This window comes from Puniceicoccaceae bacterium, assembly GCA_040224245.1.
Classification (GTDB): Bacteria; Verrucomicrobiota; Verrucomicrobiia; order Opitutales; family JAFGAQ01; genus JAKSBQ01.
Window position 1 is genome coordinate 16,595 of the sequence record JBEGIR010000073.1, and the last position, 15,034, is coordinate 31,628.

Below are 15,034 nucleotides of genomic sequence, written 5' to 3' on the forward strand. Positions count from 1 at the left end.
GCACAACCTCGGGTGACAAGGCAAACTCCAGTGTGGACTGTTTTCCAGTGCCATTGCCGAGCGTAGAGGAGAAATGGCGCGCAGGAGCGCACTCCATACGATGAAAGGTGTGGATACTCAAGACCTCACCTGTATCAACCCCCAACGGTCGAACTACCCTGGACTCCGACAGCTTTCGCTATCAATAGGATCAGCGGTTATAGAGAGATTCCCTCCTCCAAGTTGCGGCACCAATCTCGGCCTTTGATTCACCACATAGGGCGACTAGATCACGGCGGGCGGATTCGCATCTTGATTCCTGCTGGATCAAATGATCGAGATACTCTCGAACCAGCGCGTTGACGGAAGTGGAGCATTCCACCGCGATTCTACGGGCTGCCGACAGCTTCTTTTCATCGATTCGAAGGGTGAGGTTTTTCATAATGCACACATTATGTGCATTGTGCAATGCGCCAAGGCAGACTGACGATCACGATACGAGACCATCCGAACTATCCTGATCCCGATCAGATTCTGAGAGCCCCTGAGTTGTGTTCGGTCAGGACACCTCACTCCCCTCCATCGACGGTACGTTGGAGGCTGGATGCGCTTGATGGCAACGTCATCAATCTGCATGCGCAAAAAAAAGCCGGCGGCGGCACTATGCAACCACCGACCGGCCAGAACCCAAAAAATTCAGGGTATTCCGGGATCTTTCTACCTCCGTCCTGCCTTGGAGATAGGGTTGAGACCCCGGAAAAAGACCCAGATTCTTGTTTAGAATGAGAATCGGGCGCTCAGCGAATAGCTGCGAGGCTCGAGGAAGTAGTAGAACGGCTCCAACTGCCCCGTTGTCGTATTGTAATTCGACGCGAGCACCTGCTTGTCGTTGTTCTCGAGCAGATTGTCGACGTTGAGCTGCAGACGAACGGGGATGCCCTTCATCTCGAATTCGTAGGCCAGCATGGCATTTGCAAGGTAGTAGGAATTCCCCTTGAAAATCTCGGCCTTCGGATTTTCCAGCGTTGCCGGGTTCACCCCGAGCACCGCATCCCCGCGATACTTCACTCCGCCACCAATGGTCAGACCCCGGATGGGTCCATCACTGAACGTGTAGGCAGTGAAGAGGTTTGCGTTCCAGGGACGAATGTTGGTTTCCGTGACACCTTCTCCTGCTTTGACGACGGCCATGAGGTTGTCCAATCCATCAATCAGGTCACCCACCGTGTTGTTGCCCAAAAAGCCAGGGGAACGACTGGTATCGTAGGGGGTGGAGCGCCACTGTTCCCACTCGCTGCGATGCTTTTTGATGTAGGAATTGAGGTGTGTGCCGAGATCCGACACAGCATTGTCAGTCTTGCTGACGTTAAACGAGATTCGCCAGTTGTCCGTCGGATTGGCAGTGAGTTCAAACTCCCAGCCGTCCGAACTCTGCGCACGCGTATCCCGACCTCCGGCGCGATGACCATTCGGATCGTTCTGATCCGTAAGAATCGTCTCACTGCCTCCGTTGAGGATGGTGGTCCAGATCGCACTGATGTAGTTCGTGAAACGTCCGTCAAATCCAGTGGAAGCATTTTCCTGAGCCACCGAAAAATAGCCAAGATTGGCATGGACCCTTCCGTCGAAGAGGCGGAATTTCAACCCAATGTCTTCTCCGACTCCCTTGAGTGCTCCGATTTCACGTCCAGCCCTCAGGGACTCATCTTCGAACGCCTGCGCTCCGGCCTGTGGCTGGAAGTTGGTGGACTTGTTGGCATAGATGCTCAAACCCTCCACCCAGGGCAAATGGTAAACCAAACCAACGGTGTAGGTGTCGCCGCTTTCCTCCTGAGGAGCCAAGGAATCTGCAAGTCCAATTGCCTCACCGGTTCCGTTGGGATCATTGATGCGGCCTGAGTTTTCGATGCTGACTTCATCCCGGCGCACACCAAGTGTGGTGATCAGGGATTCACTCAGGAAGGTGCTTTGAATCGCAAATGCTGCAGAATCAATTTCCGTTTCTCCTCGGGTCCAGTTGTTTCTCACAAATCCGCCGGAAAAGCGGTACTGCGGATTTCCATAAAATACACTGTCAGATAGCGGATTCTTGAAAGGATCTGGCACTCCGCGCTGATCGAGATCGGAGGAAAAATAATCGATATGCGTCGCACGACCTCCGTAGTTGTTGCCACTGAAGTAGTTCACATCCGGCCGATCTGGTGATACGTTCGCCTCACGGAAGCTTTCCGTTTCCTGAGTCGTGGTTGAACGGCTCACGAAACCCACAATCATGTGATTGCCGGCCTTGCCCAAATCGAGGTTATAACTCGCGCTCAGGCGAATGTCTTCCTGATCATCATCCCGCAGGCTATAGGTGGGAACGTAATTGATGATGGGAGTGCCCACAAACGGATTTGTGATCGGCGAATTGAGATTGAGTGCGCCCACCCCTTGTCCGGTCGTCTCAGGTCCGCCTTCTGTAGCGTCAAAGTTTCCATCCGTGGAGAAGGACGGAAGCATGGAAGTCACATCGAGCTTGTAAGCGATCTCGGCAAAGAGCATGGGTGCCTGGTTTCGGCGGTCCGCCTGGATCGATTGTGCGGTCAGGTTGATATTGAAATTTGATCCGATTTTCTGATCCACAGAAGCATGCAGCACGTGGTAGTCGGTGAAATTCACGGCACCGGGTCCTGTCGGATTCGCAGTTCGGGGCATGATTGACTCATCGTCGATGAACTGCGGCGTGTTGTAGCCTGCAGTATTGTTGTGAAACGAAGTGCGATAGTAGCGCTTGCCTTCGCCTCGGGTTCCGACCCAAACGAGCTTGTTTGCAAGCGGTCCATCCGTGAGGTAGATTGTCGGAGTTCCCAAGTGAGCTGTGCGACGTTCAAAGGTTTGCCCCTCCGGCGGAGTGTTGACGAGACCGTTGGAAGGCGAACCCGCAAAGGAACGCTGTTGTGCGTAGGTTTCATCATCTGCGGACCAGGGAGATTCCGGTGTACCGAAGTTGACAAAATAACGACCCTGATCGACCCAGCTCGAGATCTGGTCTACCGCATTCCAGGGACGTACGCGGTTCTGCTCGAGTTCGCCGAACTCCGTATGGATGCGAATTTCAGTCTTTTCGAGAGGACGGGCAGTCAATGCCAACGCTCCGCGTTTCTGATCATCCCGCGCAAAATCCTTCCAGCCATCTGCCGATTGCAGCAGTCCGTTAAAGCGTACTGCCAACTTGCGGTCCAAAAAGGCGCGATTGACGTCGAGCGATGCACGCTGCTCCGACCAGCTACCCGTGCGAAGCGTCAAATGCGTGGCGTTGTTTCCGAGAATGGCGGACTTGACCGTGGTATTGACAATGCCTCCGGGTCCTCCAACCCCGAAAATCATGGAATTGGGTCCACGTGCAACCTCAATGCGTTCGATATTGAAGCTGTCGGACGCCAGCGTGGTCGGGAAGTAGTCACGGGTCGCCACTGCATTACGGTATCCGCGGATCTGGATGTTGTATTCATTCCCAACCAGTCCGTTTCCCGTCGAAGCACCTACATTTGAAGCACCTCCGCCGATGTCGATGTCGGTGTTCAACCCATAGGAGATGGCATCGTTGATATTGGTCGCCCCGATGTCTTCGAGGAACTCAAGGGTCAGCACCGAGATGGATGCGGGGGTATTTTGCAGTGATTGATTCAAACGGCTGCCCGACAGGGTGTTGGTGGCCGTGTAGCCGGAGTCTTTTGAGGTATCAATGACAAACGGCGACAAGTCATAGACATCGCTATCACCGTCATCGGAGTCGTTTTGCGAATTGGCCGGATTGACCACAGCGACAAGGAATGCAAACAGCGTTGTCAGCAGTTTTTTGTCCTTTGCAGGTTTCGTATTCATTTGGTTTATTTCGGGATTTTTGCTGTCTCCCGCCTGCAATTGCCCACTTGCGCCATGCTCCGAAGCTGTGCTCACGCGCCGGATGATGATGGTTCCGGTTCCATGGTCCCTCGTCGCGGACAGGGGGGTGTCCGCAATCAGAGACTCAACGGCCTCGAATGCTGAGAGTTGCCCCTCAATGGCATTCAACCGCAATCCTTGAATATCTTCGACGGCATAGATCAGTGGAACATCCACCATTTCGAGAAAAAGTCGAAAAGCCTCGTCTGCTTCCAAGCTGGGTAAGTGAAGGAAGTAGCGTTGATTTTCGGAGCCTGAATGGGGGGAAATGTTGCTCTGATTTGCCGCTTGGCATATGGGCAGGAATGCGATCTGCGTGAGAATGAACCAGGCTACTTTGCGTATCGACATGTTAACTGCATCCAACGCATACCTTTGACTTTTTCAGAAGTCAAAAGCTATGTAGTCTGAAACATTCATCTTCGAATAATGGAGTAAGTTGGGCTTTCACAAGCCGGGGTTCACTGGAGAAGTCGCACCGTCACCCCAAATCCCCTAAAAGAAAGTTGTCTTTTTTGCAGCAACGCAAAACACGTTCACAACTCGTTCCCTATCAACAGGCAATAAAGAAATAAACCTGCAAATGCAGTTTCAGTTTTCCGCAGGCGCCGATTCGTCACCCACAATATACACTCCCGGCTCAATCTGTTTTGAGGGAATGTGATAGGCCGTTTCGAGGATGCGGAGAAAACTCATCACATCATCACTCGGGAAACGGCCTCCGATTTTGAATTCATGGAGTCTATTGTCGATGATGATCATTCGGCATCCGGTTTTCTGTTCAAAGCTCTGCGAAATCTCAAGCAGGGTCTCCCCCTCCAGAGTCAGAAGTGACTTTCGCCACTGCAGACGTTCGTCGATTTCCTCGCCATCGGCTTTGAAAACAGCCAGCTCCAGAGGACGTGTCCCCGTTCGATTGACAATTTCGACCCGACTGCCAGCATCGAAGAACTCTTCTGATACCGGGTTATCTACAACGTCATCAACTACAGGCGTGTCTTCCGACATCGACGGTGCCCGCTGCTCAGAGATGGAAATCGTTCCTTCGGTGACGATCACTTCGATGCGGTCTGCCATTTTCACGTTGAACGCAGTGCCCACGGCCTGGATTCGCACACCATTCACAAAAACCGAAAAGGGCCGATCCGAATCCTTCACCACACTGAAATGGGATTCGCCGTTGAGCAGATCGATGCGACGTTCCGTCGTCGAAAATGCGATCTTGAGCGTCGAATGCGTATTCATGCGCACGAGCGAACCGTCTGACAAGATCCGTGTAATAGGACTCTCGGTTGCCTCGATCAGACTGGCATGCTCAAACGCGTCCGCAGATGACTGAAAATGCCGGATGCCCAACCATGCGGAGAGGGTCAGTGAAAGCATCACCACTGCGGCTGCCGCCATACCCACGCCTGAACGCCACCACGGGGTTTCCAACCTGGGTTTAGACAGGTCACCCAGCAGGTCATCGACAAAATAGGATGGCAGCTCTGCGACCCGTTGTTGAATGCTGCGATGCGATTCGATCTGCTCGGCCAACTGCGGATCGTTTTTAAGCTCTGATTGCAGTTGCTTCGATTCCGACGGAGTCAGACCACGATCAAGCTTCACAAACCATGCGGCACTCGCATCCGCCAGAACGGAGTCAGAATCAGATTGATGGGAAGTCTGTTTACGCATCAGAAGGGTTCAGGGTCGGGTTACGCCCACATTTTCCAGGAATTTGCGGCACTTCTTGAATCCAATGGTCAGCTGAGTTTCCACTGTTTTCACCGATACATTCAATCTTTTTGCAATTTCTTTGTGAGGTAGGTGGTGATAATTTCTGAGCAGGAAGATGATTCTGCATTTCTCGGGCAGCTGCGTGATCGCCGATTTCATCAATTCGACCTCATCGGACACTTCAAGCTGCTCGATGAATGCATCTGCATCACTAGGGAAGTCGCACGAGTCTTCGTTTTCCCGTAAAGGAGAAATGCGGGATGTATATTTTTTTCGCAAATGATCGCGTGTGATGTTCCGCGCAATGCTGAAAAGCAGGCTGCGAGCATTGTGGATCGTTGCTGCATTCTGAATCTTCATCACCCGAAAAAATGTTTCCTGAACCACATCGTCCACTTCTACTCCTTCAGGCAAGCTATTTCTCAAATACGCTCTCAACGCGTATTCATTCGGTCGTACTTCGACTTCGAACCAGTCAGCTTTTTGTTGGGGAGACATGTTTTGGGTTGAGCGTGAAACCGAACAGAGCAATCACTTCCGACCAAACCGACTGGATTGCCAATCAGACAAAGCCCGTCCTGCTTCAAAAAGCGGCTTCAGGCAAGCTTGTGGTGCCACGCACCTGTCAATGGGTATTCGGGGGAAGAGAAGCATCCAACGGCTCATCATGAATGGGGGATTGAGAGCTGAGAACACTGTCAAATGAACAGTAGTTTCAGAGATTCTGAACAGGAACTCAGCTCTGTCAATTACAGTGTCAAAAATCCCAATCCACGTTCTCGTCTTCTTCATGAAAGTGCGAGCTGCGCCTGCTCGCATCGCAGAAAATGCTGACGGCACTTCTGCATGCCAATCAAACCCTGATTCTGAACCGTAAACTTCGAAAGTCCCATTCGATTTGCAATCTCCTGATGGGAGAGTCCCTCAAACTTGCGCATGGTGAAGATCATTCGACATCGCTTTGGTAATGTGCTGATTGCCTCTTTCAATATCGACACTTCCTCGGCCTTTCGGACCTGTTGAAATGGATCCGGTTGCTCAAAAGGGACGTACTGAAGCAATAAATCCAGATCGGCATCCGCACGATTCTCGATCTTGGTGTGCCGGATTTTGTTGAGTGCAAGATTTCGAGCGGTTGAAAACAGAAACGCGCGAACATTGCGGATGTCATGACTCTTTGCATACTGAATCATCCGCAGCATCGATTCCTGTACAAGATCCTCAATGTCCCCCGCATCGGGAAAACGATTCTCCAGCCATCGCTGTAACGCATCGCGATGCGAGATCATTTCGTACACAAGGGCATCCAGATCATGTTGTGACAGGGGGTTTGGCATAGCAGCAGACTCTCAGGGGGTTTCCAAGAACGTCGCACCGTCCCCGGAAAACCCCTAAAAGAAAACTAGAAACGCTTGCGAATCCGGGCTAACCTGAAGCCACAGACCCAGGAAGCAGATTCTTTGCGTTATGAAATTTTTTCGGTAACCTTTTTGCAGCAACGCGGTATTCCTCCACATATGCGATCCATGCTTTCCCAACCTTCAGATCGGTGTGAACGAACCCAGTGACAATCAATTGATGCAATCTGTTCGCACCGGAACACTTCAGGCCATGAACACCTTGTTTACCCGCCATCGATATCCGCTGCTCAGTTACTTCCGCAACATGGGTGTGAGGTCGGACGATGCGGAGGATCTCGTGCAGGAGGTGTTCTGGAGGATGTTGCGCTATCGGGAAAGCTTCCAGAATCATCACAGCTTTCGAGCCTGGATGTTTCAAATTGCCCGAAATTCACTGCGTGACGCGCAGAAGAAGCGACCACCCCTGCACTTGGATTCAACCGGGGATGATCCTACCGACGCGATCTCTTCCGACCCTCGGGAAACGGCAACACACCAGTCGGATGTCGAGCACCTGCGCATCGCTCTGGATACGCTACCAGAGTCCAAAAGGGAAATCCTCGTTCTCGCGCGCTTTCAACACTTCACCCACCTGGAACTTGCAAACGTGCTCGGCTGCAGTGAAGGGGCCGCAAAGGTTCGCCTGCACCGAGCGCTGAATGCGCTCAGACAATCCTACACACAACAACTTCACACATCCATTTCAAACCGATGAACCCGCATGATACATCCGATCCCCTCTGGGATAAACTGGGAACCCTTCCGCTTCCCTCGCCGGGGGATGAATCCCATTCGCACCAGTTGTTCAAGCTGCGCCTGCAGGCCTATGCAGATGGCCATGCAGATGGCAGTCAATCCGCTCGCCGCACTCAGACTGCACACGGCGGATCCGCAAACAAAACCAAAATGACCTTGTTTGCGGCATGGGTTGGAATGACGGCTGCAGTCTGCATGGGCTTGCTGCACATGCTGCAGCTCCAAAACCAGCATGCCCTTCAGCAGGAACTCCGCTCTCTACGCCAGCTTTGGGTGGAAAGTCAGCTGCAGCAGATCTCTCCTGCCGCCCGCGTCGCCAGTCTTCGTAAAGCCACAGACTGGATCTCACAGGACTCCCGGCTGCTCGCTCCGTTTCTGCAAACCCTCAACAGCGATCCCAGTGTCAATGCACGCCTCTCCGCACTCGATGGATTGAGTTCCAGTCTAGGTTCGGCGACGATGCGTACCATCCTGCTGCAATCGATACCACTTCAGGATTCCCAAATCGTGAAACAGGAGATCCTTCGCCACCTGAAAGCCTCAACTCCAGCATCGCAGTGGCAACAGGTTCGTCATTCCCTTCATGTTCTCGATCCCGCCGCACTTGAATTGCTGGACCATACGACCCAGGCACCCACCGAATCCTACCCGATTTTATGAATATGAAACAGTTATTATCACAACTCCAGCTCACCTCAGCCTGGATCGCGTTCACCAGCACACTGATAACGGTACACGCCGATCCGGAGGATCTCACGTTCCGTGCGCTCCAATCATTTGGCTCCGACAAATCCACCCTGAGCAATGATGACTTTTGGAAGGATTTTCAAACCCGGACCCTTGAGCAAAGCTTTGAGGCAAGTCCAGGAACTAAGCTGGAAATGAGGATTGAAGACGCCGATGTTGTCATCTCCTCCCACACCGAACCCGGGATCCAGATCCGATTCGAACATGCCGTGAAGGCCAACAACGCCCACCATGCCAAGCCGTTTTTCGACAGCTATGACGTTGCGTTTGAGTCGACGGCACGTGGTTTGCAACTTCATGCGAAGTTCACCCATCGACTCCGGGAATTCCGAAGCAGCCCCTCACAGGCCCGGTTCGAAATCCTCGTGCCAGCCGACTACCCGCTGGCGATTCATCTCGTTGACGGAGATCTCGCAATGGAGCATTTGTCCGGAGCAAACTCCATCCACCTCGTTGATGGCAAGCTCAACGCACGCGACATCAACGGAACTCTGCAGGCAAACATTGTTGACGGTGATTTCACACTGGAGCAGATGATGGGTACTCTCAATGTTCGGCTCACGGATGGCGACCTGACCGCCACTTCAATCAGCGCTCCCGTTCAGGCTCAAGTCACCGATGGGGACATCCACATGAGTTGGGCAGGTTCCGTGGTTGAGGCAATCCAGCTCGCAACCACAGATGGCGATGTCGCCCTTGAATTTCCATCTGATGCGGCATTCAACCTCAATCTCGTGGTGACTGACGGTAAGGCCGTCGTTGGGTTTCCGGTGGAACAACGCCAGCAAAAATCCGACTCCACCATCGTGATCAGCCGAATTAACGGTGGAGGAGCGCCAGTCTCCATCACAACCACAGATGGGGATGTGCGGCTCAAAGCAAGAAAGACGAACTGAGAGGTTCCGTCGTGCGACAACAAGGGATCGATGGTGGAATCCTGCCACGTCCACTGTTCATTCGTTTTCGGAGGACCGTACATTCCCAGATGCTTCCGTTCGTTGAAAACTGCTCCTGTCGGTGTCCGGAACGGCTTGACTCTGGCTCAGGGCTGCGTTCCTGAATGGGGAATAACGCTGCACCGCCCACACATATCCCGTGCAAAAGTGCTTTGCTAACCCCAAACCCAATCGAACCCCTGATGCTTTATCTTCGCTACCGCAACTGGTCCCTGCTGGGGCTGCTCATACTTGTGTTCGGTCTGCACCCATCAGCGATCACTGCAGAACGCAACAGCCGTGATCAGACTGAACTTCTGACCGTAGACCCAACTCCCGTCAACGCCAAGGCGAGTCAGGAAGTACACCAGGTTCTACAATACCTTGCATCGCTCTATGGAAAGTTTGTGCTCAGTGGACAGCAGGATCTCACTTGGTATGACGAGGTGGACATGGCCGGGCGCGTCTTTGCCGACACGGGCAAATACCCTGCGGTCATGGGCTATGATTTCATGAACTACCACCGTCCAGGCATTGACGAGGGAAACGGTCTGCATCAGGTCGAAGAGGCGATTGCCCACTGGCAGCGAGGCGGCCTCATCACCTTCTGCTGGCACTGGCGGGATCCATCGCTCGAGACGATTGCCTTTTACACCCGCTCTACTGACTTTCGCATCGATCTCGATGATGCTGAGGTACGGGGTCAATTGCTGCGCGACATCGACCAGATTGCCACCGATCTCAAGCGACTGGAGCATGCTGGTGTGCCCGTGCTCTGGCGCCCCCTGCATGAAGCATCGGGCGGATGGTTCTGGTGGGGCGCAAGCGGACCCGAAGCCTACATCGGACTCTGGCGCCTCATGTATGACCGCCTCACGCATCACCACGGATTGAACCACCTGATCTGGGTCTACAACGCCCAGGATCCCGACTGGTATCCCGGCGACGCCTATGTGGACATCGTGGGTGAGGATGTTTACGCCCGTGCCCGTTTGAATGGTAAGCCCGATTTCAGCAGTCAGCGCAAACGCTTCCTTGAAGCCGCTCACACACCGGGCACGCCCAAAATCGTCGCGCTTACCGAAAATGGAACCATCCCAGACCCCGACGCCATGATTGCCGATGGTGCCATGTGGTCCTATTTTGTGACCTGGAATGATGTGATCGATCCGACTTCCAAAGACAGCTTCTGGAGCGGCCCCAAACACAATCCGCTCTCTCATCGCCAACAGGTTTATGAGCACCCCAAAGTATTGACGCTCGAGCAAGTGGCCGCAGATCGGTTGAAGTGGTGAGCGGCGTTAGCGATCCCTTTCGGTCGGGCTATCCCTTCGAACACCGAAGGGAGCGGTCAGCGACAAGCACAGGCCCTACACATTGCAAGTTCCGCCTGTGAAACTGCAAATGATGGAGATCCCAGCAAAGGTTCCCGTATCAGGAGTCGATGTAGAGCACGCGTCCACACTGGTCGCACTTGACCAGTTCTCCCATACGGGCCTGTTTGAGCACGTCGTTTGAGACACGCATGTGGCAACCGCCACAGTTTTGCCCGGTAATCGAAGTCAAATACGGAGGTCGCTTCACCTGTTGCACCAGGATCTGAAAGAGTTGAATGCGCTCATCATCCATACTCTGAGCCTGGGTCTCATACGTGCCTTCCGCATCCCCCAGTCGCGTTTCAAGCTGTGTCAGTTTCTCCCGGCACTCCGCGATCATTCCTTCATGGTATGTGATGCGTTTATCACAGGCCTGCTCCTGTTCCTTTAGCTTCTCCCGCACCACGTCCATGCGTTCCATCACCTCGAGCGCCTCGGTTTCCAGATCACTGATGCGCTGCTCAAATAGCTCAATTTCGTGGGTGAGTGCCTGGTATTCTTCGTTTTTTTTGACCTGCAGCTGCTGATTTTTATATTTGGAAATCTGCGTTTGAGCTGCCTCGACTTCGAGTTCCAGATTCTTTCGCTGCAGCTCGTGATCCCGCAACTCCTGGCGCTGTCCTTCGAGTGTATCGAGTTCTTCCTTTATTTTTTGCCGGAGTTTCTCGATTTCGAGCGGGAGGCGCTGGATTTCAGTTTTGAGCTGCTGGACGGCTGCAAACCGGTCCTGTAGGATGAGGAGATCGTGAATATTGTCCGTGGCCACGTTCACCACTCTCGTCGATTCCGAATGAAAGGCAATGAAAACCTATCCATCGCAGACTCGCATTTTGCATGGGTTTCCCAATGGCAACCCCAAGCATGCCCACACCCTCAAATGCCTTGCCCACCCTCATCCGAAATCGGGATGAGTGAAACAAATGGCCTTCCGAATCCTGAACCTCGATTGGATTAGGGATTCGCATACTCGGGCGCGAATCCACCAACATTCTTGAAAAATTCACGAAAAACCCTTCCACTAGCAGGCATGGATCGCGAGAGTTCGGAAATGCAGGTGCAACGCGCCATACTCGATTTCACCATGGGAGACTACGCTGCCGCAATGGAGAAACTCGATGCAGTACTCAACGCTCAACCTGATGTCTTTGAGGCGTTGTTGGCGAAAACCGAAGTACTCTACGCACAGGAACAGTATGACGCCGCACGGCAAACTGCTGAGGCTGCCGAAGCAGTTCGCCCCGATGATGTGCACCTGAAAACCAGTCTTTCCCGCATTTGGATGCAGATCGGAGACAAGGAGCGAGCCGAAAAATATGGAGCCGAAGCCAAGATGCTGAGCTGGAAAGCCGAACTGCTGCAGCCGCCCACCCCCGGAGCCGTTCAAAACTGAACCTTGCATTCCTCGCGCAATCCCCTAGATAATCCTGCCTTTTTTATGAAAAAGAGTGAGTTCATTCTCGATTTTGAAAAACCCATCCGCGGGTTGGAGCAGAAGATTGAATCCCTGAACGAATCGTCCCATTCCTCTCGGGTCGATGTGCAGGATGAAATTGCTGCCATCCGTCGCAAGCTCGAGAGCACAAAAACAGAGATCTATGCTTCCCTCACTCCATGGCAACGCGTCCAGCTGGCTCGCCATCCTCATCGCCCGACCACACTCGACTACATTGAACTCATTTTCTCGGACTTTCAGGAACTGCACGGCGACCGTGCTTTTCAGGAGGACCATGCCATCGTCGGAGGTCCTGCGATCCTGGAAGGCAAACCCGTCATGGTGATCGGACACCAGAAGGGTCGGGATACCAAGGAAAACCTGAAACGCAATTTTGGATGTCCGCACCCTGAAGGTTACCGCAAGGCCCTTCGCCTGATGCGCCAGGCAGAAAAATTTCAGCTCCCAATCATCACTTTCATTGATACCTCAGGTGCCTACCCTGGCATCGGTGCCGAAGAGCGCCACGTGGCAGAAGCCATCGCAGTCAATATTCGGGAAATGAGCATCATGCGCGTCCCAATTGTTTCCATCATCATCGGCGAAGGGGGTTCGGGCGGTGCGCTTGGCATCGCCATCGCCAACAAGGTGTCCATGATGGAAAATGCCTACTATTCGGTCATCTCTCCCGAGGGATGCGCTGCAATCCTCTGGAAAGACCGAGCCGCAGCACCCGAAGCAGCTGAGGCACTCAAACTGGGAGCGCGCGAACTCAAGAGTCTCAACGTCATCGATCACATCATCAACGAACCTCTTGGGGGTGCACACCGCGACAAGAGTGCGGCAGCCCAGTCGATCCGCCAACAGATCCTCGCTGATTTCGACGAACTCTTTACCCTTTCAACCGATGCACTCGTGGAGCAACGCTATCAACGTTTCCGGAAGCTGGGTTCCTTTGTCGAATCCTCAAATGCTCCGGAAAAGTGAGCTGACGACGATCCGCAGCATTCGCTGAGCTGTCACACTGCCTGACAGGGATAGCCGGGGTCCCGCTCCGACGAATTGAAAACACTCATTTCACCCAACTGGGAATAGCGGAGAAGCTGCTTCCGCCTTATAATCTCACGTCAGTCCGTTAGCCTCATGGCTGCGGGAACAGGTGCGCAGCTGGGTATCAATCTTCAGAATATGGTTCTGAATCCACTCCCGAAGCTCCCGATACAATGCCAGCACCGCGCCAGGTTCGTTCCCGTTGCGCTCAATCTCCTGCTGGATTCGCTCGATGCCATCGATGAAGGAGCGATGGGCTGCTTTGTTTTCGGCAGCCACTGGACAGCGATACTGCTCCATGCATGACTCCTCATACGCAAAATGCTGCTCCGCATAGTCCCTTGCAAATTCGAGAATGTCCTCCACAACTTCCATGCCCAATCCCGAGGTGATCGCATCGTGCAAGCGGTTGAGTTGATTAAAGATCTCCTGGTGCTGGCGATCAATCGCCTCAACTCCAGTTGCGTATTTCTCACTCCATTCAATCAGCATGACACAGGCGGGGTATTAGAATTTCAGGAATCATCCACTGGATGGGTCCATCGTCAGGTTTTCGAAAAACTGAAGCGCAGGGGTAAGGTTTCACAGATGAACGGATCGTCAGAGAAAACAGATCGCCTTGCCAATTTCCAGTGCCTTTTCACGTGAGACCAGGATTTCGACAAGCTTCAGTCCAAACTCCACCGCAGTACCCGCACCCTGAGAGGTGATGATGCATCCGTCCACGACGACTTTTTTGTCTGCAATGCGGTCCTGCAACTCATCCTGCGTCGAGGGGTGGGAGGTGTAGTCTCTGCCTTCCAACAATCCCTGGTCGTGCAGCAGCAAGGGTGCCGCACAAATCGCCGCGATCCACTTGTGTTCCTGATACATCAGGTCGATGATATTGCTCAGGTATCCGTGAGAGCGCAGTGGGTGAACTCCCGGTCCACCAGGGATCACAAGCGCGTCAAAATCATCCACATTCAACGGGCGGCGCAGACTTTCATCCGCCCACATGGGTACGTCATTTTTGGTGATGACCTGACGCTCAGTCGACACCGCCACCGTGAGCACTTCACACTCTGCCCGACGAAGCAAATCGAGAGGAGCCACCGCTTCGATGTCCTCCATCCCTTCGTGAAACATGTACATGACACGACTACTCATGGATGACTCCCTCCTCTGTTAAAATGGCTGTTCCCTCCGCATCCTTCCAATTGAATTGCAGGCGAATCTCCACATCAGGGTGCAGGCTGAAATGCACCGGACACGTTTTTGCCGCTCGCACCAGCTGCTGACGCCGTTTTTCGTCCAGCTCAACTGGTACCTCCATCGTCACATCGAGCCGGGCAATGCGGCGCGGTGAATCGGTCGACATGATTTTGAGCACTTTCGCCCGGGTACCGGTGATATCAAATCCCGCCGTGCGAGCCTGAATTCCCATGATGGTCATCATGCAAGTGCCCAGGGCTGTGGCACACAAATCCGTAGGTGAAAATGATTCTCCCTTGCCATGATTGTCCACTGGCGCGTCGGTTTGCATGCGATTGCCTGACGGTCCATGCACGGCTTCGCACCGCAATTCCCCCAGGTACGCGATATCGATTTCTACCATTCCCAAAGGCTAAACAAAGCTCGGGGAATTCCAACTCAAATTCAGCGATTCCCAGGATTTTGAGAATCACCCCATTCGCAGTTTTGACTTTGCGAATCTGGCACTTTAGGGTG

The 15,034-nt window shown here is 53.2% G+C and carries 14 protein-coding genes; 6 read left to right on the top strand and 8 right to left on the bottom strand.

What is annotated here, in order from left to right; all coding sequences use genetic code 11:
- Positions 1-756 precede the first annotated feature (756 nt).
- The 4 genes from ABQ298_12165 to ABQ298_12180 all read right to left on the bottom strand — a co-directional run bounded on the left by ABQ298_12165 (position 757) and on the right by ABQ298_12180 (position 6,917).
- Positions 757-4,257, bottom strand: a complete 3,501-nt coding sequence (locus ABQ298_12165) for a TonB-dependent receptor plug domain-containing protein (GenBank protein MEQ9825128.1) — start codon at positions 4,255-4,257, stop codon at positions 757-759.
- Positions 4,258-4,497: 240 nt separating this feature from the next.
- Complete coding sequence (locus ABQ298_12170) at positions 4,498-5,586, bottom strand: FecR domain-containing protein (protein ID MEQ9825129.1); 1,089 nt, start codon at positions 5,584-5,586, stop codon at positions 4,498-4,500.
- Between the two features lie 9 nt (positions 5,587-5,595).
- Complete coding sequence (locus ABQ298_12175; GenBank protein ID MEQ9825130.1) at positions 5,596-6,126, bottom strand: RNA polymerase sigma factor; 531 nt, start codon at positions 6,124-6,126, stop codon at positions 5,596-5,598.
- A gap of 290 nt (positions 6,127-6,416) precedes the next feature.
- Positions 6,417-6,917 (bottom strand): RNA polymerase sigma factor, encoded by a 501-nt coding sequence (locus tag ABQ298_12180; GenBank protein MEQ9825131.1) that lies wholly within the window; start codon positions 6,915-6,917, stop codon positions 6,417-6,419.
- Positions 6,918-7,206: 289 nt separating this feature from the next.
- Between ABQ298_12180 and ABQ298_12185 the strand changes: the two genes are divergently transcribed.
- The 4 genes from ABQ298_12185 (at position 7,207) to ABQ298_12200 (ending at position 10,761) form a co-directional block, all read left to right on the top strand.
- The gene (locus ABQ298_12185) at positions 7,207-7,743 is read left to right on the top strand and encodes an RNA polymerase sigma factor (protein MEQ9825132.1); all 537 of its coding nucleotides are present in this window, start codon (positions 7,207-7,209) and stop codon (positions 7,741-7,743) included.
- Entirely contained in the window at positions 7,740-8,444 is a 705-nt protein-coding gene (locus tag ABQ298_12190) for a hypothetical protein (GenBank protein MEQ9825133.1), read from the top strand. Before ABQ298_12185 ends, ABQ298_12190 begins: the two co-directional genes overlap by 4 nt.
- Before the next feature lie 2 nt (positions 8,445-8,446).
- Positions 8,447-9,427: a DUF4097 family beta strand repeat-containing protein gene (locus ABQ298_12195; protein MEQ9825134.1), complete on the top strand. Its 981-nt coding sequence runs from the start codon at positions 8,447-8,449 to the stop codon at positions 9,425-9,427.
- A 242-nt stretch (positions 9,428-9,669) separates the two neighbouring features.
- A complete protein-coding gene (locus tag ABQ298_12200) occupies positions 9,670-10,761 on the top strand; it encodes a glycosyl hydrolase (GenBank protein ID MEQ9825135.1) in 1,092 nt (363 codons plus the stop codon).
- A 139-nt stretch (positions 10,762-10,900) separates the two neighbouring features.
- Here the strand turns inward: ABQ298_12200 and ABQ298_12205 are convergent, their stop codons facing one another.
- Positions 10,901-11,614, bottom strand: coding sequence for a C4-type zinc ribbon domain-containing protein (locus ABQ298_12205; protein ID MEQ9825136.1), 714 nt, complete (start codon positions 11,612-11,614; stop codon positions 10,901-10,903).
- 219 nt (positions 11,615-11,833) lie between these two features.
- Between ABQ298_12205 and ABQ298_12210 the strand changes: the two genes are divergently transcribed.
- Both ABQ298_12210 and ABQ298_12215 read left to right on the top strand, forming a co-directional pair.
- Positions 11,834-12,232 (top strand): tetratricopeptide repeat protein, encoded by a 399-nt coding sequence (locus tag ABQ298_12210; GenBank protein ID MEQ9825137.1) that lies wholly within the window; start codon positions 11,834-11,836, stop codon positions 12,230-12,232.
- A gap of 45 nt (positions 12,233-12,277) precedes the next feature.
- Entirely contained in the window at positions 12,278-13,261 is a 984-nt protein-coding gene (locus tag ABQ298_12215; protein ID MEQ9825138.1) for an acetyl-CoA carboxylase carboxyltransferase subunit alpha, read from the top strand.
- A 135-nt stretch (positions 13,262-13,396) separates the two neighbouring features.
- Here ABQ298_12215 and ABQ298_12220 read toward each other — a convergent pair whose 3' ends face one another.
- The 3 genes from ABQ298_12220 to ABQ298_12230 form a co-directional block, all read right to left on the bottom strand.
- A complete protein-coding gene (locus tag ABQ298_12220) occupies positions 13,397-13,816 on the bottom strand; it encodes a bacteriohemerythrin (protein ID MEQ9825139.1) in 420 nt (139 codons plus the stop codon).
- Between the two features lie 108 nt (positions 13,817-13,924).
- Positions 13,925-14,473, bottom strand: coding sequence for a DJ-1 family glyoxalase III (locus ABQ298_12225; GenBank protein MEQ9825140.1), 549 nt, complete (start codon positions 14,471-14,473; stop codon positions 13,925-13,927).
- The gene (locus tag ABQ298_12230; GenBank protein ID MEQ9825141.1) at positions 14,466-14,921 is read right to left on the bottom strand and encodes an OsmC family protein; all 456 of its coding nucleotides are present in this window, start codon (positions 14,919-14,921) and stop codon (positions 14,466-14,468) included. The genes ABQ298_12225 and ABQ298_12230 overlap by 8 nt, the downstream gene beginning before the upstream one ends.
- Positions 14,922-15,034 lie beyond the last annotated feature (113 nt).